This is a genomic window from Comamonas testosteroni (assembly GCF_030505195.1).
GTDB lineage: Bacteria > Pseudomonadota > Gammaproteobacteria > Burkholderiales > Burkholderiaceae_C > Comamonas > Comamonas testosteroni_G.
Map to the genome: position 1 here is coordinate 690,424 of NZ_CP129672.1, position 24,393 is coordinate 714,816.

Annotated in this window: 17 protein-coding genes; 2 read left to right on the top strand and 15 right to left on the bottom strand. The window is 59.7% G+C overall.

Features of this window, described 5'->3' with window-relative positions:
- Positions 1-5: 5 nt before the first annotated feature.
- From QYQ99_RS03055 to QYQ99_RS03105, 11 genes are all read right to left on the bottom strand, one after another.
- Positions 6-566: a hypothetical protein gene (locus tag QYQ99_RS03055; RefSeq protein WP_302091371.1), complete on the bottom strand. Its 561-nt coding sequence runs from the start codon at positions 564-566 to the stop codon at positions 6-8.
- The gene (locus tag QYQ99_RS03060) at positions 566-1,282 is read right to left on the bottom strand and encodes a phage adaptor protein (RefSeq protein WP_302091372.1); all 717 of its coding nucleotides are present in this window, start codon (positions 1,280-1,282) and stop codon (positions 566-568) included. The genes QYQ99_RS03055 and QYQ99_RS03060 overlap by 1 nt, the downstream gene beginning before the upstream one ends.
- A 3-nt stretch (positions 1,283-1,285) precedes the next feature.
- The gene (locus tag QYQ99_RS03065) at positions 1,286-1,915 is read right to left on the bottom strand and encodes a hypothetical protein (protein WP_302091373.1); all 630 of its coding nucleotides are present in this window, start codon (positions 1,913-1,915) and stop codon (positions 1,286-1,288) included.
- Positions 1,916-2,000: 85 nt separating this feature from the next.
- Positions 2,001-2,450, bottom strand: a complete 450-nt coding sequence (locus QYQ99_RS03070) for a hypothetical protein (protein WP_302091374.1) — start codon at positions 2,448-2,450, stop codon at positions 2,001-2,003.
- 70 nt (positions 2,451-2,520) lie between these two features.
- Positions 2,521-3,645 (bottom strand): N4-gp56 family major capsid protein, encoded by a 1,125-nt coding sequence (locus QYQ99_RS03075; protein WP_302091375.1) that lies wholly within the window; start codon positions 3,643-3,645, stop codon positions 2,521-2,523.
- Between the two features lie 143 nt (positions 3,646-3,788).
- On the bottom strand, positions 3,789-4,013 hold the full coding sequence (locus tag QYQ99_RS03080; RefSeq protein ID WP_302091376.1) for a hypothetical protein: 225 nt from the start codon (positions 4,011-4,013) through the stop codon (positions 3,789-3,791).
- Positions 4,013-4,975 (bottom strand): hypothetical protein, encoded by a 963-nt coding sequence (locus QYQ99_RS03085; protein WP_302091377.1) that lies wholly within the window; start codon positions 4,973-4,975, stop codon positions 4,013-4,015. Before QYQ99_RS03085 ends, QYQ99_RS03080 begins: the two co-directional genes overlap by 1 nt.
- 10 nt (positions 4,976-4,985) lie before the next feature.
- Positions 4,986-7,247 carry a portal protein gene (locus tag QYQ99_RS03090; protein WP_302091378.1) on the bottom strand — a complete coding sequence of 754 codons (2,262 nt, stop codon included), beginning with the start codon at positions 7,245-7,247 and terminating at the stop codon, positions 4,986-4,988.
- Positions 7,247-7,729 carry a hypothetical protein gene (locus tag QYQ99_RS03095; RefSeq protein ID WP_302091379.1) on the bottom strand — a complete coding sequence of 161 codons (483 nt, stop codon included), beginning with the start codon at positions 7,727-7,729 and terminating at the stop codon, positions 7,247-7,249. The genes QYQ99_RS03090 and QYQ99_RS03095 overlap by 1 nt, the downstream gene beginning before the upstream one ends.
- Entirely contained in the window at positions 7,726-9,174 is a 1,449-nt protein-coding gene (locus QYQ99_RS03100; RefSeq protein ID WP_302091380.1) for a terminase large subunit domain-containing protein, read from the bottom strand. Before QYQ99_RS03100 ends, QYQ99_RS03095 begins: the two co-directional genes overlap by 4 nt.
- A complete protein-coding gene (locus tag QYQ99_RS03105; RefSeq protein ID WP_012838659.1) occupies positions 9,164-9,592 on the bottom strand; it encodes a hypothetical protein in 429 nt (142 codons plus the stop codon). Before QYQ99_RS03105 ends, QYQ99_RS03100 begins: the two co-directional genes overlap by 11 nt.
- Positions 9,593-10,779: 1,187 nt before the next feature.
- Here QYQ99_RS03105 and QYQ99_RS03110 point away from each other — a divergent pair.
- Positions 10,780-13,971: a tetratricopeptide repeat protein gene (locus tag QYQ99_RS03110; RefSeq protein WP_302091381.1), complete on the top strand. Its 3,192-nt coding sequence runs from the start codon at positions 10,780-10,782 to the stop codon at positions 13,969-13,971.
- Between the two features lie 406 nt (positions 13,972-14,377).
- Here QYQ99_RS03110 and QYQ99_RS03115 read toward each other — a convergent pair whose 3' ends face one another.
- A complete protein-coding gene (locus tag QYQ99_RS03115) occupies positions 14,378-14,779 on the bottom strand; it encodes a crAss001_48 related protein (RefSeq protein WP_302091382.1) in 402 nt (133 codons plus the stop codon).
- Positions 14,780-14,841: 62 nt separating this feature from the next.
- Here QYQ99_RS03115 and QYQ99_RS03120 point away from each other — a divergent pair, with 62 nt between their 5' ends.
- Positions 14,842-15,189 carry a hypothetical protein gene (locus QYQ99_RS03120; protein ID WP_302091383.1) on the top strand — a complete coding sequence of 116 codons (348 nt, stop codon included), beginning with the start codon at positions 14,842-14,844 and terminating at the stop codon, positions 15,187-15,189.
- A 74-nt stretch (positions 15,190-15,263) separates the two neighbouring features.
- On the opposite strand, the gene QYQ99_RS03125 is transcribed toward QYQ99_RS03120, so the two are convergent.
- The 3 genes from QYQ99_RS03125 to QYQ99_RS03135 all read right to left on the bottom strand — a co-directional run bounded on the left by QYQ99_RS03125 (position 15,264) and on the right by QYQ99_RS03135 (position 24,385).
- Complete coding sequence (locus QYQ99_RS03125; RefSeq protein WP_317628159.1) at positions 15,264-15,875, bottom strand: lysozyme; 612 nt, start codon at positions 15,873-15,875, stop codon at positions 15,264-15,266.
- Entirely contained in the window at positions 15,872-16,174 is a 303-nt protein-coding gene (locus QYQ99_RS03130; RefSeq protein ID WP_043009141.1) for a hypothetical protein, read from the bottom strand. The genes QYQ99_RS03125 and QYQ99_RS03130 overlap by 4 nt, the downstream gene beginning before the upstream one ends.
- A 150-nt stretch (positions 16,175-16,324) precedes the next feature.
- Positions 16,325-24,385, bottom strand: coding sequence for a PLxRFG domain-containing protein (locus QYQ99_RS03135; RefSeq protein WP_302091384.1), 8,061 nt, complete (start codon positions 24,383-24,385; stop codon positions 16,325-16,327).
- Positions 24,386-24,393: the final 8 nt, after the last annotated feature.

Here is a 24,393-nt window from a genome sequence, read left to right on the forward strand (position 1 = left end):
ACCCCTCAGAAATACGGGCGCACGCGCGGCCGCACCGCAGCCCGACCACGCCACACCTCGACATTGATGGTTTCGCAGCGCGTGTTGAAGTCGCCGCGCAGCACGGGATCCCCGCGCAGGCGCGCCACGGCGCCGAGGGCAATCACTTCGCTGTATTGATCAAACACCGCGTCGTCGATGCCCATGGACATATCGCCCGGCTTGAGCGTCACATCCAGCACCAGGGCCAGATCCACTGCTACCGGGCGATGCAGTCCCACCCTACGCGCGTCCGGTGTCATCAGGTACTGGCCGTGGCCCTGGCCCTGACGCCACAGAACCAGAGATCCATGCCCCAACAGCTCTGCCCCCTCCACCCGCACCAGAGTGGTCTGCTCGGGCAGCGGGATGGCGTATTCAGACTGACCTTCCACCGTGGTGATCGGCTCCAGCGTCATGCGCCAGGCGCGTGTGCGGTGGCAGAAGTCCTGGGCCGCGCGGCGCAGCTGGTGCACCACGGTAGGCTCGGGCGTGCCCAGCTCCACTGCCGGCAGCACGTCGGGGAAGAAGTCGGCCCAATCGCGCATCACTGGCCCACCGGCACCGTCGCGGCACTGCTGCCCTGGCGGAAGTTCGGATTGCCCACCGACACGGGAGCGGCGGACAGCGTGGCCTTCAGGTCAATCCCCAGCGCCGTAGCAAACGCTGCGTAATGCGCCTGGGCTCGCGCGCCGTTGCCTGCATAGTCAGCATCCTTGAGATACACGCGGTACAGCATGTAATCCAGCAGGGAGTTGGCGTATATGTCCGCCACCGAGATATTGCCCACCACTGCCGTGTAATCAGACCCGGCATCCGGCTCCGCAATATCCGTGGGCGTGGCCGAATAATTGATCTCCAGCTTGGCCGCAATCGTGGCCGGCGGGTACACCCAGAAGGCCTTGGGCTCGCGCGGGTCGTACATGAAATGCACGATCTCCGCCGCGCCCGCAATGTTGTGCCAGTTGGGCATCTGCGCATCCAGAATCTCGCGGCTGCAGATACGCACGGCGCGCTTGCTGGAAGCGGTGGAATTGCGCTGCACATCGATCAGCTTGGCACCATCGGCCGGCAGCGCCTGCTTGGTACCCGCTACGCAATCGATCACCGCGCTCTTGTTGAAGGCATCAGGGCGGTGCAGCATGATTTCACGCTGACCATCATTGAGGTAGCGCACCCACTCACCCACCGGCCAGCGGATCGAGGTGGTGTCCTGCGTGGTCACCACGCCGCGCTGAACTACTTCTTTGGCTGCAATGGGCATGGATTACTCCTTGGAGCCTGCGCGCAGGGCGGCCGCCAGTTGGTCGCGCAGCTCGCCCACCTTCACGCTGTTGCCCTTGGGCAGATTGATTTCGTTGGACTCGGCAAACGCGCGGATCTGAGCCGCCGTCCATTCGCTGATGTCGATGGTTTCGCCCGCTTCGTTGGCAAACACATAGGGCGACTCGCTGGCGCTCTCATCCGTACTGGTGCTTTGGCCCTCGCCAGAGGCCTGCTCCAAAGGCTTGTCGGCGCCATCGCCAGCGCCTGAATCGCCGGAGCCAGAGGCGGACGCGGGGACAGAGGCAGCTGCTGCTTGGTTCAGCTCCTGTACCTGGCGCTTCAGCGCTTCAATCCGGCTGGATTGGTCGGCCACCACCTTCTGCAGCTCTTCGGCATCAGCGGGAACGGTTGCGCCAATGCTGGCCGTCAGTTGCTGGGCGACAGTGCCGCCCTGTTCGACAGGCTCATACAGGCGATAGGCCTCGGAGATGGACAGCAGTCGCGCGGCGGCTTTTTCGTGCTGCACCTCAGCCACCACGTCCTTCTTGTCGTTGGGCTTGAACTGAATGGATTGGCCGTAGAGCTCCACGGTCGTGGACTCCTTGCGGCGGTATGCGTGGATGGCGGTCATGTGGCACTCCTTGCCGGTTCAATAAAGAAAGGGCCGCGCGCACGGCGCAGCCCCTTTACACACTCATTGCCTGGGGCTGCGCGGCTCAATAACGCATGCGGACCAGTGCCAGCACTTGCTTGCCGGCGGTGGCAGAAGTCGCGGCCGCTGTGGTCACCTTCAAACCCAGCTTGCGCACGGTGTCGCGGTTGGCGAATGCCAGCGCAGCCGAGTTGGCCGTGGCAGTGGAGCCCGCCGTACCCACGCCGGGCTTGAGGCCCGTGTCGTAGACCGTAGCCAGGTCAGTGCCGGCTGCATTGATCACGCCCAGCGAGAAAGCCAGCGTGGGGGCCGCGTTGCTGTCCAGCTGGGGCGCCACCACGTCCACCGCCACCAGTTGCACGTTGGGGGGAATGTCCAGCAGCTCCAGCAGATCGTTGGCAACGAGAGCCGCAGCAGGCAGAGTCAGGTCGACGGCCACCGTCAGCACGCTGGCGTCAAAGGGTTGCGGCACAGCCTTCTTGCCGGTCGCAACATCGGATTGATATTTAGGCATTTGAAGCTCCTATGTCTGATGAGAGAAAGGGCTTGTGAAGCCACGGCCCACGGCGCGGGCCGCGGGCTCATCAGGCATTGGGGTCAGTGTTAGCGGTGTCCAGCGCCATCACGCCGAAGTCGCGTTGGACGTTGCCGTCCTTGGACTTGTAGGTGGCCTTCTTCACGCCCATAATCGCGTGGGTGCCGATGGCAACGCTGTTGCCGTGATCCTTGGACACCTCGGTCCAGCGGAAGCGCGTGCCGGTCTCGTTGTCGCCGTAGGCGATCAGCGCGGCCTGGGCGCCCAGGAACAGCGCGCGCGCGGCGTTCACATTGCCACCCGCGCCGTAGTCGTTGAAGCGGATCACGTTGCGGTGCTTGTGCAGCACCACATCGTTGTACATGCCCAGCGTGCCCTGGAAGATGGGGTTCTTGTTGCCCTCGGCTGCCGCGGCTGCCTTCTGGATGTCCAGCCAGCCACCGGTGCCCGCATCCTGGCGCATCGCGTCGGCCTGGTAGGTGTGCATCAGGCAGATGTAGTGACTACCGCCCTCGATGGAGACGGGAATCATCGACAGCTCGTCGGTACCGTCGCCACCCATGGTTTCAGCCTTGGCCACGGCCTTGTCGATCAGGCGCAGCTTGAAGGTGTCGCCAGCAGTCAGCGAGGCCTTGGACGTGGCCGCGCCGCCAAACAGGATGTGCTGGCTGTCGGGTGCCGTCAGGGGATTGATCTGGAAGAAGGGATTGCTGGCAGACCAGACAAAGCCCGAGCCATGGCCGCGCGAGCCGGACAGGTAGATGAAGTACAGCTCATCCTGCAGGCGCTTCCACCAGTCTGTCGCCGCGCGCTTGGCATCGCTGCGCAGGTCGCGCAGGGTGCGCTTCTTGGTCATGCGCGAGCCCAGATCCGCGCCGCCGCGCACCTGGTCGATGCGCAGTCGGTCGGTGTAGTACTTGAGCGGCGCTTCCTTGCCTTCCAGGGTTTCGTCACCGATGACGGGCTCCTGGTTGATGGGCATCAGCAGGTCAACGGTTACTTCGTCACCGGCACCTTGCTGAAGATCATCGATTCGCTGGATGGGCAGACGCGAATCCTTGCCATTGCCCACGAACTTGCGAGACCAATAGCTTTCCTTGTTGATGGCCACGGCCATCAGAGAGGCCCACTTCTTGACGGCTTGCGGGTCGTTGACGCCGATCAAAGTACGCATAACGCAACTCCTGCCCTTGCGAGCACTGAGCGCGTCTTGCGCTTGAACCGGGCAACTGCCCCCGGCGGCGATCTGCTGCATGAAGATGGCGCCAACAAAGGCGCCGCAGCTAGGAAAAAAGAATAATCCTGAATTCCAGGAAATCAAGTACCCATGGGGGCGTGGCGCCGCGTATGCAGCGGCTTGTGGCCCCGGGGCTCATCACCCCTTGCATGCGTGGGCTTGTCCACCACCACGTCGTCTTCCAGATGCAGGCTCAACTCAGCGCGTTGGCCCGTGCGTTGGCGCAGCGTAACCACCACGCGGCCGCCGTCGAAAGACAGACTCTCGCCTGCCTTGATCTGTCGTATGAGTCTGCGTCCGGACATCAGGCCCCCAGGTAGCGTTCTTGTTGATCGGCCGTCATGCGGGCCAGGGCTTTTTCCAGCGCCGTGCCCTCCAGACCATCCAGATGGGCAAACTCGCTGCCCACCGAAGCGTCGGCTGCAGCAGGCACCCCGGCCAGCGTGGGCGGCAGTGTCGAGCGGTCAACAGCAGCCGGCTTGCGCGTGGCTGGGGGATTCGGGGAAGTACTTGGCGCAGCAGCCGGAGCAGGAGGCGCGGCCTGAGACTTGCCAAAGCGGCGCAGCATCAGCGCCTGTGCTTCGGCCAGCGCGTCGCGCGAAGCGGCCATGTTGCCCGCCGCATCAGTCAGGCCACGGTCTACCGCATCCTGAGCAAACAGGCGAATAGCGCGGTCGAACTGCTCGCCTGCCTCACCCTCCAGGTCGATGCCCGCAGCCTTCAGCTCCTTCTGTGCCGCGCCCAGGTGCTGGTGATACTCGGTAAACATGGCGTCCTGCTGCATCTGGGTGCGCGCCATGTCCACCGCAGCCGCGCGCGACAGATCGTCCAGCTTGTCCTGCACACGCGACTCCACCTCTTGGTAAGCCTCCTGGTCAATCTCGCCATCCAGCAGCTGCTGCAGCGCCGTAGCCTTTTCAGCGCGCAGAGTCTTGCGCTGCTCGTCCGCATCAGCAGGCGTCACAGGCTGCATCGCTGCAGGGGCTGGCGCGTCCGCGTCATCGTCAGCCGCGCCTGCTTCGCTGGCGTCAGGGGCCGCGCCGGCAGCCGTGTCATCGGCCCCAGGGTCAGCATCTTCTGCAGGCTTGTTGGCTGCTGCGGCCGCGCTCTCGTCTTCATCATCAGCAGCGGCAGCAGTAGCCGCGCCGGCTTCACCAGACTCACCCTCAGGGACCTGCAGATCCTGGTCGTCTTCTGCCAGGTCGCGCACAGCTTCGCGCTCTGCTTCGCTCAGGCCTGCGAGGTCTTCTTCGGTAAACATGGACATAAGGGCTCCTTTATTCGGTGGGGACCGGTTGGATGACTGGTTGGGTCAGTGGTTGGGGTTGGGGCTGAGCCAAGGGCATGGCGTCAGCAGGCGCGGGGAGATTGATGCCGTCATCAGCCAGGCCGGCCGAAGCGGTGATTTCGTCGGCAGCAGGCGCGAGGCCGGGCTGGGCGCTCACGATCTGGGCTCCTTCCAGCGCGGCCAGCATGGCCTGCACCTTCTTCAGGATGTCGTCCACGCCCAGTTTTTTGATCTGCGCTTGCGCCAGCTCGATCTCGGTCTGCATCTTGGAAAGCTGCGTTCGCGCTGTCTCGCTGGCCAGCTGTTCGGCTTCGGCTTGCTTGGCCTGTGCATCCTGCTCGGCCTGCATCTCTTCCGGAGAGGGCGGCTTGCTAGGGTCGCGCTGACCGTTGATCTTGCGAATGCGCGCCACCCACTCTTCCTTGCCCGGGATGTCAGCGCTCTCGACCACCAGATCCAGCACTGACAGCACCACCTGTGGTGCATAAGTGGCAATCTGCCCCAGCAGTCCGAACATCTGCTCCAGTGCGGCCTGGGCCATGGAGGAGCGGTAATCCTGGGCATCCACGATGAAATCCGCTTCGCGTGCCGTGATGTCGTTGAGGATCTTGCCCGTGGCCGGGTCCTCTTGGTTGATCGTCATCCACTCGATGGGGCGCTGGCCCTCACCCACGATCCGGATCACCTTTTCCTCGGTATAGAACTGCTCGATGTGGCTCAGGCGCAGCTGGCCGGCCTGACGAATGGCCAGCAGCAGGTTGTCGAAAAACTCGCTGGTGGTGAGTGAGCCTTGATCCTGCTTGGCCAGAATCGCACGCCCGCTGTTCGCATTCGTATCGCGCCCCAGGTTCTCATCGGTCACGCCGCCAGCGTTGCGGATCAGCTGCGCATCCTGAGCCGCCAGCTCCACATTGGCCTGGAAGTCGCCCATGTTGCTGTCGAACTTCAACTCCTTCAGGGGGTTCTTGATGATGATGCCGTCAGGTCGCGCCGCTTCATCCCGCAGATCATCCCAATCGTCCACCGCCCCCTTCTCGGCAATGATGCGATTCACGCTCAGGGCATACAGGGCTTTGGAACGGCGCTTGTTCAGGTCGTCCTGAATGTCGCGCATGCCGCGCCAGGCACCATAGGCCAGACCGTCGCGTGCACGGCGATAGCCCCAGATGGGCACCATCAAAAAGCGGTTGTGCTTGAACGGGCTGGCCATATCCAGGCAGGGCGCGTCCTTGGTGCACAGCATCAGGCGCATGCGAAATTTCACAGCCTCATACAGGCGAGCGCGGCCCTGGGCCTGCTCGAAGGCGTGGCGCGAATCGGCCGGGTTGAACACTTTGCCCGCGAAAGGGCCGTCCGCAAATACAGGCACCCGCTCGGGGATGCGGTACCAGCACTCCAGCAGTTCCACCGACCGGCGGCTGCTGTTGTCGTAGTAGCCAGCACGGGACATATAGGCCGCGCGCGCTCCGTAGATGCTGCTGGCCGTGCCCCATTCCGTCTCGCTGGCGCTGGTCAGGCGCTCGCCCAGGTACCAGATACCGTCCGGGTCCACATCGTCGTGCCGTCCAGCCTGAGACAGCAGGTGATCGCGGCTGTCGGGCAGCAGGGCCACGGCATAGTCCAGGTCCACCACGCGGCGGCGAAACAGATAGCGCGCGTCCACGTTGTAGTCGATGTTGCGGCTATGACTGTCCCTGTAGACGTTGCGCCAGTCCTCCCAGCCTGAATAGATCAGCTCGGCCTCGGGGTCGCGATTGGCCCCCTCCTCCAGCCAGCTCACGCCCGCCGTCACCGCCTGGCGGAAGGCACGGCTGCGATGCCACTGGGTCATGTTCACGTCGTCCGTGTACTTGATCAGTTTGGTCTTGACCTCAGCCATGGCCTCGTCATCGCGCTCACGGGGCAGCACCTTATAGTCCTTGCGCATGCGCTTCTCGGTACCGCAGATCCATTCAATGGTCTGCCGGCCCTCATTGAAGACCACCGGCGCCTGGCCGCGCTCCATCAGCGCCTGAGCATCCTCGGGCTTCCATTGCAGATGATCCTGATAGTCCTCATCGATCTGCATCTGCTGGCGTTCCTCGCCCTGGCGCTCGCTCTCGTACTTCAGCAGCTCCATCAGCGTGAGGTGCCGTTGCCTGGTCAGTTCGTCATTGCCCGCAGCCGCGCGCTCGGCGGGCTGCTCTTGATCGGCGTTAGTCGAGGAATCTGCTGCTCGAGCACTGGTGGGAATGTCGCGCACTTCAAACATCACAGCACCTCGCTATGCAGATCCTTGCCATAGGCCCGGGCGGTGACTTCGATGCCCATGCGGTGGCGCTTGACCTCCAGGCTGGGCGGCTGCTCCAGTGGCATATCCACCAGGTCGGGCATGCCCTCGCAGATGATGTCCAGCATGCGGCGGATGCTGCTGCGGTCCGTCATCGTGAAGCCCATGGTTTCGGCGGCCAGCGCCGCGGTCTTGATGAACTGCGGCGTGGGGTTGCCCTTGGCATCCACATAGGCATAGGCATTGCGCTGGGGAATCACATAGGAGCCCGTCTCCATGCGCCGGAAAGCCGGAAACAGCACCATGCAGGGCTCAGGGTCCCCGTCCGCTGTCTCGTCGCCAGCGGCGCGCAGGTCCAGCCATTGAAAGCTGCAGACCACATCGCCAAGAACGCGCTGGCGCCAGGCGCGCTCGCCGCCCAGCTCGACCATGGGAGTGCCGCGTGGGCCGAGAATTGAGGTCATGTCACCCTCCAGGACAGTTTGCGCCGCGCTTGACCGGCGGCACGGGGTTTGACGGTGGCCAGACCTAGCCCCGTCACAATGAGATAGCGCGTCGCGTCCATGGCGTGGTCGTCCTTCTTGACGATCTGCCCTTTGTCGTCGCGCCGGTAAATACGGTATTCGTTGAGCCAGTCGTGCATGGACTTGAAGACCTTCAGGCGGCCCGTGCTCATGCGCTCCCAGACTTGGTACAGGCCCGACTCCACGCCGTTGTGCGCGGGGGTCAACTGCAGGCCCAGGTTCACGTAGTCATTCAGCAACTGCTCGCCGTCGCGCTGGCTGCGGCCGCGCGATGCCGGGTCGATGGCACCCGGTATCCAATCGCCGCGCGCCTTGATCGATGCCGCATGCACCGATGGCTCGGCCTGGCCGCGATAGTGGTTGCTGTAGAGGTACACAATGTCCGAGTCGCGGTCGTGCGCGCCCCAGACGGCAGCCGTGCGGTTCCAGCCCACATCCATGCCGTAGGCCCGGGGCCAGAAATCAGGGATCTGGAAGTCCGGCACCACGATGTCACTCTCGGGCACCGGGTAGATCGCGCCCGCACCCAGGGCTGGCACACCCTTGGTCCGCGCATCGCGCTGGTGGGGCATCAGTCGGGACAGCAACTTTGCCTTGGCCTCTTCGGTCAGGTGGGGCACATCGTCCCAGCCGCACTGCACCACCGCGCGGCCGATCACCTTGCCCTCGGGATCGGGCGATGTCAGCTGCTGCACCAAAGCTGTCAGGCCGGACAGCGGCGTGAATGTCAGCATGGAGATGCCCTCGCGCGTCATCAGACGCACCTGGCCCTCCTCGTAAACGTCCTCGGGGCATTCCTCGTCGGCCCAGAAGATGTCCAGCTCGAAGCCCTGGAAAATCTCGCGTCCCTGCACATAGCTGCGCATCCACAGCTCCGACTCGCCACCGCTCTCGTGCCGAATCATCGCGCGCTCGACTGCGCCCTTCACATGGGAGCGCGCCACGATGCCCGTGATCGAATCGCCAGGAATCAGCCCGGTACCGAAGTTCTCCGGCTTGTCCGTGGTGGACCCCAACAGCTTGAGCTGCAGAATGTCGCGCGTTGTCTCGTGGGTATCGCCAGAGATCAGAGCGCGCACGGGCTTGGTGAAGCGATGGCCTGCCCACCACCAGGGGTAGCGTCCCGTCAGGTGGTAGGCCAGCTCGGTACCGGCGGCCATGGTCTTGCCCACACGGTTGCCGGCCATGAAAACCCGCTCGCTGCAGGTTGCGCCCAGCTCGAAGAACTCCACATGGCGGGGATAGAGCGCACGGCGCAATGCCCCGGTATCCGGGAACATGGTTTCGAGCATGCGAGTACGCCGGCGGCGCTCGAGCTCGTCCAGCAGACCGCCCAGCTCGATGCGCTGCTCTGGGGTGAGGTGCAGAACGGAGTCAGCCAGCATCGCCACCCTCCGTTGGGCCCACCGGCACGATGCTGGCTACAGAGACGCCCAGCTTTGCCAGGCGCTGCAGCAAAGCGTCATCGCTCATCACCTTGTGGTCGACAGTCCCCTCGACCTGCACCTTGTCGCCATAGACGCGCGGCTTGAGCTTGGCGGCAATCCACTTGCGCGCATCCACGCGCAGCTTGTTGCGGGCCACCGCCGTCTTGTCAAAGGCCACGGCAATCGTCTCGCCCGTGCTCATGTCCGTGATCGGTGCGTATTCGCATTCGTCCGATATCGCCACGATTTCGTCGGCCAGCTTGTCCGAGCGATCCTCGCGCGCACGTGCGTACATCTCGGCGCGTGAGCTGTCGGCGTTGATCCAGTCCAGCATCGTCGTATAGGCAAACTCGTGCTGACGGCAGAAATCGGCCATGTGGCCGCCTTCCAGAACGAATGCTAGGAACTGGTCAAGCGCACCAACACCCGACGACCATTTCTGAAATGGCGTCAGGGGTTTGGCTGCTTTCTTGGGCGGGGTGGTCTTGGTGGCCGCAGGCAGCTTCTTGCTGGAAGCCGGGGCCTTGAATGAGGCAGTACGGGCGCGCGTTAAGATGGGCTTCGTGGCCGTCTTGGCGTTTGGATCAGGTGACGCGCGCTTCTTGTTCAAGTCATGTATGGTGCTCACCCTTCATTGGGCGGGGGCAATGAAACGACAAGATGAATAAGAAAGCAATGGGGTCTGAACACGCTAATACACACCAATAGTCATTCGCTGCTCAATCTTCGGAGCAACAAATGTGGGCGTTACACGTACGGAAATGTCAGTGCTACGATCTAGTCAACGTCAGGATGACGCCTGGGATGGATTTCGCCAATCTTCTGCCTACAGCAAGGCTCAGAGAGAACACATCGCAGATCAAGGGAAGAAGTACAACTCGGCACAAACAGTGCTAAACCAGACGATGGTGTTGCGGTGTGCATTGTGGATCTTGCCAAATCTTGACAACAAGAGTTCAGAAGAGATGTGATGTGGCTACTCCAGCAGTACCTGCGAAAATACACAGCCATGAACGGCTTCGGACATGAACCATATGAGGTCATTGTTGCTGAGACCACAAGTCGCCGTTGCAGAACATTGAGGCGACGATGATACAGTCCCGAATACCTTGAATTTTGATCTTAGCACTTCAGCAGTCAACCGTTTTTCACTGTATCCATGACCATTGCACATCCAACTTAAATCCGCCATGCTAAGAGTTAGCTGTGACCAGTCACATAGAGGGATGCAATTTATGGAGTTCAAGCTCCTACAACGCGTCTCGGCGCAACAAGCTACCGCTCTAAATGGATCGCCACACTCGCGTTGATATCGACCGATCCTATTTCATTATGTACTGTACTAAAGATTGCCTGTTAATAATTAGTAAATCTATCAGGCATTTCAGTCCGCGCAGAAAAAAAAAATTGATAAAAATCAGCTGAATAATGCCAACACATAGCCTTTCCCCAATTAACGAATCCCAATTTCTGAAAATTGTCAATGACGACAGTGTAAAACGAACCTATGTAATTTTCTCATCCGTAGACATCGAGCCCGGAAAATTCATGTTTTGGCGGGTTATGGCCACTATTAGCGGCAGTAAAATATTCCTTAACGATGAAAATAATGGATGGTACGTTCATGGAATCCCAACTCTTGGCGCCAACGTAGAAGAGTCAACGCAAGCACTTCTTGAGATCATAAAAAAAACTGAGCCACAAGAGGTAATTTTGCTAGGGCCATCGATGGGCGGCTATGCAGCAATGCTGTATGGATGTCTTTTGAAGCCAATGTTACCAGGGATAAAAATTCGCTGCCTTTCTTTCGGTGGTGAATTTTTACTTTACGAACGTGAAACGCGAAGCAAACTACTGTCAAAGAAGCCGCCAAATCCAAAATATGCAGATTTACGACCATTATTAAAAAGCTCCGAACTGGCCGTCACACATGTATTTGGCGACACCGATTTGGTTGATCTTTACCAAGCTTCTTTAATTTCCACATACAGCAATATTATAACAATCGCAGTAAATAATGCGCCGCATGCAGTTTCAACATTTATCGGACAGAATTTCAATCTTATTGAATTCATAAGATCTTTCGGTGAAAATGGGGCACCAATCAATATTCCTTGCTCCGTTGAATATAAAAAAAATGGATTCTGTGAAAGCCTTTTCAATGGTCATATTGCATTATTAGACAATGACATAGAAACGGCTCTCGACAAATTAAAATTTGCGGCCTCCCTCTGGCCCACGCATTCGGTCACACGGCACAAGTACGGAATTGCTCTCTATCAAGCAGGAGAAATAGAGGATGCATTATTCGAGCAAGAATCCGCTTTACAACTTTGCCCATCCCTAGATCACGCCCACTACCACCTAGGCCTTCTACTGACCAAGCTCGGCAGAAAGAGTGAGGCTATCTCAGCTTACCAAGAATGCGTAAGAATTCAGCCGCGACATTTTTCTGCACGATTTGCACTTACGGAGCTTCTAATTCAAATGGAAGCATTCCGATATGGCTTTGATCATATTAGTTACATTCTAAACCATGATCCGAACAATAAGCGAGCCATATCGCTGCTTGAAATCTTAAGTGCTAAATCACCAAAAATAATGGAAAACAAAAAAAGCCCACCCGAAATATCCTTGATAGCACAGTTCAGCTTCGACAAAACACAAGGTCTCCCACTCTCGGAACGAGAAATTTTCAGAAGTGACACAACTTCATCACTAATAAAATCCAGAACTGCAATATTGCATCATCTTAAGCCATGCTTAAGCGAAAGCGAGACTCTGATCCAAAGCGAATCAAGGCGCGGGAATTGGATTAATGTTGCAGCGTTAGGACGCTACATTACGGCTTCTTGGCCCTTGAAAGCACGCGGTTACCTTGCCCAATTTGATGGGATGTTTAATCTGGGTCTTCGAAAAGATGCATTAGACTCTATAGATCTCGCCGAAAAAACAATCGGTCTTGCGCCACTCGTGACACACAGAAAAATGCGTGCGCAAAATTATATGCGACACTGGACATTGGCGGTAAGCTCATTCTTCGCAGACCCTCTTGCTTCCAAAGACGAAAGATGTCTGCGGGAGGCATTCTCTGCAAGTGTGCAGATGATGGACTTTAATGCTTCTATGGAAATATTAGAGTTTGCGAGAACACATGAAAGTCTATTCAATGAATTAAGCAAAGAGCTCGCTCGCTGTGTCTCAGAAAGCTCTGTCGCATTTGAAAATTGGCACTTCTACGAAAATAATAGTGCAGAAACCGCGTTAGAACAAGCAGTATCAAATAACGATTATCGTGCTATTGAAGTAGGCTACTGGGAAATTTTCAGATCCGGCCGTCGAGATACATCTTTCTTTGATGCTGCAACTCAGCCACTTCCATATGAGTCTGGCTATGACAATAGAGTTTTCTTTTTCCGGCATGCAGCATATTTTGCACATCCTACAAACCTTGACTATGCAAAGAAGCTTGCGAGGTGTTTTTTACATTGGCGACTAATCGATGAAGCCCACCAATTGCTAGAAAATCACGTACGGGATGGTGCTAATGACAGTGAGTATCTTGTGCTCAGGTGCAGAGCACGAGACTCAGTAAAAGGTGCGTCAACCACACCCCTTATGAACTTGCACTGGGATCAAATTTCTTCCAATTCATTTGCAACGTTTGACGCAATACGTCAGGCGAATCTAGCGGTTTGGAATGGAAATACAGAGCTTGCATCGCTAGCAAAATCAGCTATTTCTCGCTATAGCACTAGCCAAGCAGCAATCGAACTCCTGCAACTCTCTCAACCTCCAAAAATTAGTTCATCTATCCGAATGCCTAAAGTTGCTTTATGCATTTCCGGCCAACTTAGAGCATTTGAAGAAAACTGCAGCCATATTCAAAAAAATATTGTAGCACCCTTAAAGGCTGATGTATTCATTCACACCTGGGATCAACAACCTAGCTCCCCACCCGAACTTAGAATAATCCAACGTTTCATCGGCAACGAACTGACTCAAGCACTGCCATCACACCTTCGCCATATCTCTGCATTTCGTAAACGCTTTCCGACCGCCACACAAAAGCTCACAGAACCCACTTTCACTGAAGTGACAAATGACAGGATTTCATCCCTCATAAAGTGCAAAAAAATTTCCATCGAGTCAGAGAAAATATTTCTTGATCGCGTAAATCTTGATAAAGCGATATTACACCAAGGCAAGCCCAATCAGGCAAAGATGTTTTACAAGATACACGCCTGCAACAACCTACGTCTTGCAACTGAACTAGAAACAAACGAAGACTATGATGTCGTTATTCGCATGCGTCCAGATCTTCGAATTAGATTTCCAGAAATCGCACAATTCATATCGGCATGTGCAGCAAACCCTAACCTAGTCTACGTAAATAGCACACATGGAGATGGAATCAGCGATCTATTCGCCATAGCATCTGGAAGTGCTATGAACGCATACTCCTCCGTCTGGAAATTTCTAATTAAGTACAAAAAATTCGATTATATTCCGGGATTTTCCAATCGACCCGCAGAAACTTTACTCGGACAACACCTTATGGCTTCAGGCTTGGATGTCCGTATTTTGCCAACTGAGGAAATTACGTTACTTTCCAATACCCCAATAGAATCAATTGATATAACAAACGAACTGAATTTAGATTCTGAAAAATATGGAGATACATCGGAAGTAGAAAATTTCATTTCCGCCTACAAAATTTGGCGCACGCAAAATCTTAAATTTCAACTATCATGAAAAATTTAAAAAATAATCTATATCCTATTTTGATCGAGGCCGATGAAGCAAATGAACTTTGCATACGCGAAGGCTGGTATATTTCCGATGGGAAGTCGATCTCACTTTACAGTGATGGCTCCCCATTTGGAAGTGAGTTAGAAGCGTTAAATCACATTGAAACCTTAGCACTCAATACATAACAACAGAACTTAGAGGCATTTCCTAAAAATAACGGAATTGCCTCATCTAGTGTTCGGCACTTATTCAATCGCAGTGCATTAAGGCGGGTCACTACATCGACAAATTGGCCATCAGTTCGGATGACCGATTACATGTGTCACTGGCAGTGACTGTCTTATACCTCTCCGAGGACAAGTGGACTGCTCCGCCCATCACGAGGGAAAGACCTGGTGGATCGTTCGGCTCAGAAAGCTGAAATGCGCTCGCCCAGAATCACAGACAGTTCGCGCATCACATCGAGCTGGCGGCGCATGCAGGCCTGCTCATCGGGGTCCAGCTGGCGAAACAAGGCATTGCGCAGAATGAACTCGTCCAGCCTGGTGATTCGGATGTCCAGCTCCTGCTTCTCATCCAGCACGCGCTGCTGATGGGGCGGCAACGCGCCCACGCTGGAATTGCCACCATTGATGCAGTGTTCCAGCATCGCCTTGGCCTGGCCGAAGTGCAGTAGGTTCGTGCCCGTGGGGTTCATGCCAGCGTGTGGCGAGCGGGTGAAGGTGATGCCACAGTCAGGCGCAAAGTCAGTCGGCAGAGGCCAGGATAGGAAGCGGCCGACCATCTGTTCGGTGATTGCAATTTTGCTCATTGGTTTTCCTTGGTTTGGGGAATCACTGGCCAGGCTGCGCGGCAGGTTGCTGCATCAGCTGCGTGGCCATCAGCTCGGATTGCCAGCTCCGTGTATCGCTGGCTGCACTGTCCGAATACTTTTCCGAGGGCTCTGGCGTACTCGATGAGGGCGGCGGGGGAAGCGTCAGCAAGTCGCTGCTCGGCATCGGACAGTTGCTGGCGCAGGCCGTCACGCTCACGGCGAGCGCGATCAGCAGCAGCCTGCAAAGCGGCCTGCTTCTGGATGGCGTCATTCAAGGCTCCTTGGTATTTGTCATTGACCGCGCGTTCGACGGCCAGCACGCGCCGGGCGGCGGTCGTGCGCTCATCAGCGATCTGCTCGCGGTATTGGCTGGCCTGCAGGCGCGCGTCGGCCAGGTCCGCACCTAGACGGGCCTCCTGAAAGTACCAGACGCCGGTACCAGCGAGTGCAGCCGCAACGATGTGAGTAATTGCCCTCACTGTCATGGCAGTACCCCGGCCATGAAGTGGCCATCCCGGCCCCAGCTCGAGCACAGCTCGGCCGTCGTGCCGCGCCGATCCACCAGCCCGGCCAGCACGGCGCTCTTGCCGTTGACCGTGCCGCGCACCCATTTGGGCATCTGGGCGCAGGCACCATCCAGATCCCCGGCATTGGCCAGGGCCCGCATCGTGCTGCCGGCCACTTGCGCCTCGCCCAAGTTGTAGATCATGTCGATGAGGCTGGCCTGCACCCACACGTTGTAGGTGCTCCAGTGGCGGAACATGCGCTTCGCCGCGGCCTCTGCAGCCAAGTACATTGGCAGCTCAAGCCGCATGCAGTCTGTCTTGGTGTAGTAACGCCCAGCCACGACCTCCGGGCCCGTTACCCCATTGCAGACAGTCAGCGGCTGACCCTTGCCCACCTTGTCCACGTAGGGAGTGCCGATGTGTCGGCCGCTGCTCTCGTAATAGGCGCCAATGTCCATAGCGAGCAGCACCGCCTCGGATGGCTGGGGCTCCCCAGGCGGCAGCATGCTGGCAGCGCCAGCCCCCAGAAGCATGATGGTCAGCGCGGTCTGCACCAGGCGTTGTTTGAGGATGGAAGGCATGCTCATGGCGCGCCGTCCTTTCCGCAGGCCTCGCGGGCCCGCTGCTGCAGACGCTGGCGCTCCTGGTCGCGGAGATAGTCACGCCGCCATTTCCAGATCAGGAAAGAGGCCTGCAGCGCCACAAACGCAATGGAAGCAAGCACCAGCCAGTCACTCAGCGGCAGGCCTGCAAGGCGAAAGCTCACTGCAGTGCCTGCGCCAGGTGTTGCCTGGTAGGCAGCGCCAGCAATGTCCTGTTTTTGCTCTGCACTCAGATGCTGGTGAATCCCCAGCAGGCCCAGCCATGCAGTAAGGATTTTCTTCATGCTGCAGCCCCTCCTGTATGAGAGGTTGCGGCATGTCCGTATGCGGCCGGCGCCGTTGTGTGTGTGATGGGCATCGAGGTTCCTTGGTAGGAACCGCACGCCCCGGGCAGTGAGTGTGTGGGCGCATTATCTTCACGCCCACACCTCGGATCAAGGGGCTGTGGTGCCCCCTTGCGCTTCCGCTAAAGATTGACGCACGCTCGCGCGAATCGACTTCGGGGCAGCTGCTGCAACCCGCTCGGCCTTGGTCTGGCGCATCTTGATCACCCGCTGACGTACTGAGCGCCTGTCGATGAATAGAGGGCTCTCCGGGTTTCGACGATTCCAGGCCTGCTGGCGCTCACGAATCTCGGCCTGGCGCTTCACGTCCTTGTCATAGACGGCCTGAGCCATGTCTGCAGTCAGGCGCTCCTTCATGGCACGGTTCTGCCCGATCAGGTTCTGCTCGGTAGCCGTGGCCTCCTGAGTCTCTGCCACAGACTTGGGCTGGAACCCGACAGCCTTTGCCACGGCCTCGCCCAACGTCACATCGATGACCTTGCGGCCCTTGCTGTCCTTGTAGACCCCGCTGTCGGCCATGTCGTAGCCCTTGGCCAAGTTGCGCACGGCGGTGGGCGATACCTCAAGAGCAGCGCCAGCAATATCCCCCGTGAGCGCCTTGCGGGCGCCTGTGGCGGCACGCTGGATCAAGTCGCCCGCCGGGCCGATGATCTCCAGCATGTCCCGGCTGTGGTCGCGCTTCTCTAGGAACAGGCCGGTACCGGGGATAAGGTTGCCCATGCCCAGGCGGCCAGAAATGTCCACCGGCGCGCCAGGCAGACCCGACACACCCTGCTCGATGAAATCAGCCAGCTCCTTGCCCAACACCTCCTGCATCAACTGCTTGCGCCACTGCTTGACGCTCATGCTGTAGCCCATCAGCTGCCCGCCGGCATCGATCAGGTCCTCGATGTCTTCAGCGAACGGCAGACCGCCGGCGCCGCCCATCAGCATCAGCATGGCGATTGACCAGCCCACGGCGCGGCGGCCAGCTGCTCGCTCTGGGCTTCCTGCTGGGCCCTGTGTCCACATGCGCTGCATCAGCTCCAGGTAGGACACGCTATATGTCTTAAAGGCAAACATAGTGCCCCCGATGGTTCCCCGTGCCCATTGCGGTTTCACAGCCTTGGAATAGACGAACTGGGTATCCAGCACCGCTTTGCGCGCGAATGCAGAAGGGTTCTGAATGCCCTGCTCCTTCGCCAAGCGGTAAGAGGCAATGAAGGTGCTGCGGCGGTTGAACTGCTCGGCCAGGGCGAAGGGCTGGCCCCATGCCACCTTGGTACGCTCCCATGCATTCGCTGCAGTTGCTCGAGCATTCCCTGCAGCCGTCCCATCACCGGCGCGCAGCGCACCCGCACCGCGGGCCTGCGACATCAGCTGGTGGATTTCCTGCGGGCTGACCACGCCATCGTCTTCGGCAGACTGCAGGGCCTTGGCAAGGTCGGCCTCGTACTGGAAGCCCTTGGTTCCCATGTCCTTGAGCGCGCGGGCCAGTTGCGCCCCGGCCTTCTTCATGCCGCCGTACTGGCTCAGCCATGGCAGCGTCACCTGGAAAGGCTGGGTCATGTTCACAAATGCCGAAGCCAGCGAGCCGCCCAGGTACTGGGCAAACAGCATGCCGCGCACGGCCTGCCCCTCCTCCTGGGGATCCTGGATGTAGCTGCGCAAGCCCATAGCCAGGTCGCGCAGTTCGCCCTGCTGCTGCGGGATGGCAGCAATGGCCTTTTCCATCCGTCCTGCATTCAGCCCTTGCGCACCTGCCCGTGCGTTTGAGTAGACAAAGTTCGCCACGACACGGCCCACGTCTTGGCTGTAGCCCGCCGTACCCTTGCGATGGATCAGGCGCTTGAGCGCGCTGTGATTGTTCTTGGTGATCTTCAGGTACTCCTGAAACGCTTTGTCCTGGGCTTCATTGCCCTGGGACTTCAGACCCAGCATTTCTCCGAACTGCTCCAGCGTCTCGGGAGTCACACCGGCGAATAGCTTGAACGTCTGTTCCGTCATGGTTCCCTGTTCCACCTTGGCGCCAGGGAAGGTCAGGCGGAAGTCGCGCGCAGCTGTGTTCGCCTCGCGAATCGTCTCGTACATGCCGAAATACTGGCGCTCGCCGGCGGCGTCCACCACATCCACGAAGTAGCGGCCGAAGCGCGACAGCGGTGCATAGCCGGCCTGCTGCAGGTCGGTCGCCATATCCAGGCGGCGACGCACATCCTGCTGCATCTCCGCCAGGCGGTCCCGGTTGTCGGGGTTGGCTTTGGAGTCCTGCTCCAAGGTGTCCAGCAGCAGCTGGGCCGCGCTATCCATGGACGGCTGCTCGAGCACGGCATCACGCATGGCGACGTACTCATCGCCCAGGGTCCGCATCATGTCGGCGCGGGCCGTCATGTCGATGGAGCGATCAATGGCCGCGCGCGCTTCCCGGTACAGACTGATCTGATCCGGGGTCGCGCCAAACTGAGACTGCAGCTCTTTATCACTCCATACAACGCCAGCCTTGAGAATCTTGCTCTCAAAGCGGGAGTTGATGTTCTTTTCAAACTGGGCCACGGGCAGGCCTTGCCACATGGCAAGCACGCCTGCGTCGATCCGGTTGGCCTTCAGCAGCATGGCTGCCTTGTTGTGCACGCCCAGGTTCGCGTACTTCTTGGTCAGATCCTCCACCAGGGTGGCCTGGCCGTTGATGTCGCGCCCCCACAGCAGCGTTCCCTCAAACAGAGGGCGGGCCACGGCCTTGTTGTCAGCAGCAGATACCGGGCGCTTGCGGTTCTTGCCCAGGATGTCCCCCATGCTGTCGACTCGAGGCAGGATGCGCGGCGCTTGGTCGGCGGCATCGTTGGCGAGCATGCTCACATCGTCAATGTTCTGCTGGGCGGATTCGTAGACGGGTTTGAAAAACGGGTTGCGCTCGGCCAGGTGGCGCATGGTCCCCACGGTCTTGTCCCACATGGAGACTTTGCCGGGGTGGCTCAGGATGCTGTCGATCTGGGAAAGCGCGCTGTCCTTGATGTCGGCCAGGCGCGAACGGCTGAAGAGCGGGCCGTCTTCTAGTGAGCCTGGGCCAGCATTTCCTTGATCTTCGCCAGCGCGGCCTCGGTGTCCTTCTGCAAAGATTCGATCTCGGAGTCGGTCAGCCGGTTCGTAGCGCGCGAGATAGCGGGCTTCCGACTCGGTGAGCGAGTCGAAGCCGTAGCCGGTGGCGGCGCGGAATTCGTTTTCGAGGTCACCATGTTTTTGCCGGAGAGATGCCAGAGATTCTGCAGAGGGATGAATTTTTGCACTGTACTGCTTGCCGGTCAATGCAATGACCCCGGCCACGGTCCCGCCACCTTCCCGAATATGGCTGGCCAGCGCCGCGAACGTGCCGCCCTGGGTGAGAGTGTCGTCCACAAGCAAGTAGGGCTTGGCTTCCACCTTGCCGGCGAAGTCCACGGGCGCAAAGATGCGATCCAGCCCGTCCATGCCAGTGCGGTGAGCACGATTGGCCTGCACAATGGCTCCAGAAGTGGACAGCCCCAGACGCTGGGCCAGCACCCCGGCTGCTGCCACAGGGATTCTGTTGCGCCCTGTGGCCTCCTCGGCCGCAACTGGTACCACCACGGGCTTGGTATCCCCAATCGCTGCACGCACCTTAGCCACCAGCTCGGGATTCACGATGTCTTGGGCCAGGCGAAAGGCAGCCTCAATATCCCCGGCCTTGGCGGCGGCATAGTCAGGATGCGAGGAGGCAGTGCCCAGTGTGCTGCCAATGATCGCGTCTGGCATGCTGGTCGCGCTGGTGCGGCTGAATGCGATGTCACTCGCCATTCCAGCGCCAGCACCGCGCTCCACCCAGCCACGGGCAGGCAGGATATAGGAGCGGATGATCTCGTCGTCAGTTACCTCGCTATTTTTGAACCTTGCCACATGCTGGCGCAGCCAAGAGCGGATCGCAGCCACTGCACGGCGAACAAACCCCATCTCGGGGCGGCTCTGAGCCCACTCGGCCAGCACCTCCTCTGCAGCCTGCAGACGGTGCTCGGGTGTCATGGCATTCCAAATCTGGTCCGCCGTCGCATCACCCAGCGCAACGTCTCCGAGCTTCTTCTTATCCAGCAGGCCATAGTCGACCGCCTTTTTGCGCACATCACCACGGCGCACAGCCACGATCTGCTCGAGCACGCTGTCCAGTCCGGCACCGAACACGCCGCGCAGGCCATGGTGGCCCAGCGCCTCATGCATCAGCACCCGGGCCACATCCTTGTCGGTGTGCAGCTGACTGGCCAGCAGATAGGCCTTGCCGCCGTAGTAGAAGCCCTCCGGGTCGCCATCAGCGCCTCCACTGCGCTGTGCCTGGTCGGCCCGGCGCGCGGCTGCCGGGATTGCAGGATCGGCCATGTCGTACACCACTGTGACCTCGGGGCCGTTGGCCCAGCCCGCACGAATGGCATCTACAGTCTTCTGTACCGCACTCACTGCTTGAGCCCTGGCCTCGGCCACGGGCTGGCCGTCATCCATGGCCTGCAGAAAGCCCTCCACATCAAAATCAGCACCAGCAGCTTGTTCGGACTCCTGGCGGCGGAATCGGATGTCCGCTTTCTCGGGGTCAAAGTTGCCGTTGTTCCCTGTCGCGCTCTTGATTTGCTCGGGATCAAAGGCGATATAGACGCGGTGTCGCACACCATCGGACTGCACACGACCACCACCAATATGGGTGATTCCGTCAAAGCCCATCGCGCGCAGACCGCTCTGCATGACCTCGGCCCCCTCCCACTTGGGCAATCCCTCATCGCTCAACGCTTCCTCTGCAGCTCGATACCAAGACTCGTTTGTCTCGCCGCTATCGTGGTGGATCTCGGCGTCCGGGAACTGCTTACGCCAAGTCGCCGGATCAGCCTTAGCATCCATATCAAGAGGATTCTTAATCGACAGATAAACAGGGTAGACGGTCGGCGTAACTCCCTTCCCCTTGCTGGTGTAGCTACTTGCCACCTCTGGATCGGCGGTGAAGTAGCCGCCCATCCCCATAAGGCCGTAGTTCGATGCATAGGTATCGAACATGCTGAAGGCCTGTCCGTCCTCGCTGGCGCTCGTGCCGTGGTACATCACCATCGGGCGCTTGTCTTCTCCGACAACCTTGCTGCGGCCAAACCAATGCTTAAAGGCTGGAGTGTCCGTTGCCAAAGTTGGCTTTGAGGCTTCTGCTGCTTTTTCAGCGGTGTGGCGATGCTCGGTCGCGCGCATGCCATCCACTTCGCGCACCAACTGGCGATGGGCATCCTCTGCCTTGAGCAACTGCAACCGGTTGGCAGTGCCCCCCTTTACGGCGGCACGCAATTGCTTGACCTTGGCCCATGCCTCATTCTTCTGGCGCTCTCGATTCTCGATCTGCCCTTGGGCCAGTTCCTGTGCCGGAGTCAGATCCTGCTTGCTCGGCTTGATCGCGCGCTTGGCCCCTGCCTCCTTGGCAGCCCTGGCCTCCTTCATGCGTTGCGGTACCGACTTGGGCGCAGCCACGGGGGCAGCAGGCCCGGCGCCCACGCTGGTGGTGCTACTGGGGAATTCGTGGGCCGCCTCCAGCAGTTGCTCGATAGGCGCATCCAGGCGGATCGTCTTCACATCCTTGCCCTGCTCGCGCGCTGCCATCCACTGGTGGTGGCCGTCCAGCACATGGCCGTCTTGGGAAACCAGAATGGAGCGGTCGCCGCCCTCGTAGCCCAGCGCCTTTTGCACCTTCTCGCGCGAAAACTCGGCCTGCGTGGGCTTCAGACTCGCGGCAGGCACGGTTTCCTCCTGGTGCGCGATACCCCTGGCGTTCATGAAATTGACCATGGCGCCACGGTGCTCGGCCTTGATCTGCGGCATCTGGGCACGAGGCACGGCCTTGGTGCCCGAGTCCGGGGCAAATGCGGCCCACCCGTTGCCAAGGTCTTCGCCCTCGATTGTCTTTTCTTCGGATTCCTTTTGCTGTTGGGCGGCTGCAGCTTCTGAATTCATAGCACTCAGCACCTTTTCGCGGTTGCCAGCGCTCATCTTTTCCCAGGATTTACCCTCCAGGTTCTGACGGATGACCTTTGCCATCTTGGGCACGGCCGCCAGCACGGCGCGCTGCGCATCGGGCTGCATGGCATCCCATAGAGCGCCTGCGTCCTGGTCGGCCAGCGCCACCTGCTGGCGCTGGGCATTGCCCTCACGGGCGATTTCCTCAGCCTTGGCCGTTGCCTCCTGAACGGCCGGCGCTGTTGCCTTGGGGCTGGCGGGTGCGGCGGGTGCTGGGGTGTCCGTGGTCTGCACCTGACGCACCACATAGCCGCCCTCCACCTTCACGGGCTCCCATCCAGCGCCAGCCGCCTGAGCCGCTTTCACTGCTGGCAGCTTGACCGTGAAGGGCTTGCCCTGTTTGTTCAGGATGTCCGGGGCGGCCTGGGCCACGCGCGCGGCGCGGTCTTGCTGCGCGGCCAGCTGTGCCTGTGCGTTACCTTCGCCTTCAACCTGGTCGACCTGCGCCCGGGCTGCCGCCGCTTCCTGTTGCGCCTGCTGGATGTTTTTCAGCCGACGCTGCTCGTTCGCTTCTTGAATGTCTGCCGGGCCACCCTTGGATGCATGCTCGGGCAGCTCCGTGGGGTTGGGGCGGTATTGACGTCCAGCCCAATCGGCGGCACGTGCCTCCGCTTCTGTAGCCTGGTTCTGCAGATCCGCCATGCGCTGGGCGGGCGAGAGCAGATCCAGCTCCTGCTGCAAAGCCGTGCGCTGGGCCAGGGACTCGTTGGTCCAGCCCTGGCTGCGCCCCATCTGGGCCAGGAAGTCCAGATGCTCCTGGATTTGGCCGACGCGGGCCTCGGGGGAAATCTCCCCCGTCTCCATGTCTGCGCCTTCAGTGGGCTGGGCTGACTGTTGCTGTTCTTGCGTCTCCGCGGCTGTTGTCAAGGGGGCTGCCTGCTGAGTCACTGCGGACAGGTTGGCCGCGCGTGACAGCGCGCCGCGCTCTGGCACGACCTGCACCGGGGCGCCCAAGCCCTCGCGGCTCAAGGCCACCTCGTCCAGCAGGCCAATGGGAGGCACGCCATTACGCTGCAGTGCATCCATGTCCATGGTGGGGCTGACGTTGTTCTGTCCCGTGCGGTCGGCCTGCAACTGCGCCAGCAGGGCCAGCTGATCAGGCGAAGCTGTGCCATTTGATACAGAGTCGATAGCGGCTTGTGCCTGCTCCACAGTCAGCTGAGGCTGATTGATGGCTGAATCCAGGGCGTTATCCGTGACGGGCGCATGCCCACCGGTAAGCAGCGAAGTGCCCGCCCCCGTCATACCCCCCAGCGCAGCGCCCATACCGGCGGCAGCTGCCACCCCCTTGGATGGGTCGATGCTCGGATCAAAGGGAACAGCAGCGCGCTGGCCCTCGTATTGGGTAACACCCTCCTCCACGGCCTCCTGGGCGGCTTCGCTCAGGCCGGTTTTGGCTGCTCGCGCAGCAGCACCACCACCGAACCCTTTTGCCCCCGCCAGCAGCTTTTCAGCACCGAAGGCACCACCAGCCCCCCCCACCAGGGCCGGAATCACGCTGGCTTGGCGCGCTGCGGCAGTGGCCTCTTCTTCCGTTGCTCCTGCTTTGATAGCCAGGTCATAGGCGGTACCTGCGGCATCACCGCCAGCCATGGCAGCGCCAGCGGCAACACCACCGGCCCGGCCGGCGCGCTCGATACCCTTGGCTCCCAGGCCTGCTGTACGGGCAGCCATGCCCGCCCCCTTGACCGCAGCACCGGGCCCCACGAAGGAACCTGCCGCCTGAGCAGCAGCCAGCAGAGGGTTCTCGGCAATGTAGCGGCCCACAGCCCCCAGCTCACCCATCACCCCGTCGGCCTTATCCACCCCTTCACGGAATTTCTTCTTTGACGCCTTGACCACATCGCTCTGGGACTCTTCACCGGCCTGGATGATGTTCTTGTCAATCCAGCCCGATACCGCATTGCCCGGCTTGATGAAGTTGGCAGCAGACGACAGACCACCGGCGGCCGCGTTGGCAACCTCGATCACCGTGTCATTCGCCACGGCCAGCAGGCCGCGACTCTTGGGGGCGTCAGCCGCCGGAGCAGGTTGCTCATCCTGAGGGTCATACATCCCGCTGAAGAACCCATCAGGGATGTCCTTCAGCGTTACCGATTCATAGGAGAGCTTCGGAGTCTTCTTGCTTGCCATCTTGATTC

What these genes read in the sequence shown, in the direction of transcription:
- QYQ99_RS03095 (WP_302091379.1), bottom strand. Translation starts at nt 7,729, where the DNA reads ATGACCTCAATTCTCGGCCCACGCGGCACTCCCATGGTCGAGCTGGGC.
- QYQ99_RS03060 (WP_302091372.1), bottom strand. Translation starts at nt 1,282, where the DNA reads ATGCCCATTGCAGCCAAAGAAGTAGTTCAGCGCGGCGTGGTGACCACG.
- QYQ99_RS03100 (WP_302091380.1), bottom strand. Translation starts at nt 9,174, where the DNA reads ATGCTGGCTGACTCCGTTCTGCACCTCACCCCAGAGCAGCGCATCGAG.
- QYQ99_RS03105 (WP_012838659.1), bottom strand. Translation starts at nt 9,592, where the DNA reads ATGGCCGATTTCTGCCGTCAGCACGAGTTTGCCTATACGACGATGCTG.
- QYQ99_RS03125 (WP_317628159.1), bottom strand. Translation starts at nt 15,875, where the DNA reads ATGAGCATGCCTTCCATCCTCAAACAACGCCTGGTGCAGACCGCGCTG.
- QYQ99_RS03085 (WP_302091377.1), bottom strand. Translation starts at nt 4,975, where the DNA reads ATGTCCATGTTTACCGAAGAAGACCTCGCAGGCCTGAGCGAAGCAGAG.
- QYQ99_RS03135 (WP_302091384.1), bottom strand. Translation starts at nt 24,385, where the DNA reads ATGGCAAGCAAGAAGACTCCGAAGCTCTCCTATGAATCGGTAACGCTG.
- QYQ99_RS03055 (WP_302091371.1), bottom strand. Translation starts at nt 566, where the DNA reads ATGCGCGATTGGGCCGACTTCTTCCCCGACGTGCTGCCGGCAGTGGAG.
- QYQ99_RS03075 (WP_302091375.1), bottom strand. Translation starts at nt 3,645, where the DNA reads ATGCGTACTTTGATCGGCGTCAACGACCCGCAAGCCGTCAAGAAGTGG.
- QYQ99_RS03130 (WP_043009141.1), bottom strand. Translation starts at nt 16,174, where the DNA reads ATGAAGAAAATCCTTACTGCATGGCTGGGCCTGCTGGGGATTCACCAG.
- QYQ99_RS03090 (WP_302091378.1), bottom strand. Translation starts at nt 7,247, where the DNA reads ATGTTTGAAGTGCGCGACATTCCCACCAGTGCTCGAGCAGCAGATTCC.
- QYQ99_RS03070 (WP_302091374.1), bottom strand. Translation starts at nt 2,450, where the DNA reads ATGCCTAAATATCAATCCGATGTTGCGACCGGCAAGAAGGCTGTGCCG.
- QYQ99_RS03110 (WP_302091381.1), top strand. Translation starts at nt 10,780, where the DNA reads ATGGCCACTATTAGCGGCAGTAAAATATTCCTTAACGATGAAAATAAT.
- QYQ99_RS03065 (WP_302091373.1), bottom strand. Translation starts at nt 1,915, where the DNA reads ATGACCGCCATCCACGCATACCGCCGCAAGGAGTCCACGACCGTGGAG.
- QYQ99_RS03115 (WP_302091382.1), bottom strand. Translation starts at nt 14,779, where the DNA reads ATGAGCAAAATTGCAATCACCGAACAGATGGTCGGCCGCTTCCTATCC.
- QYQ99_RS03080 (WP_302091376.1), bottom strand. Translation starts at nt 4,013, where the DNA reads ATGTCCGGACGCAGACTCATACGACAGATCAAGGCAGGCGAGAGTCTG.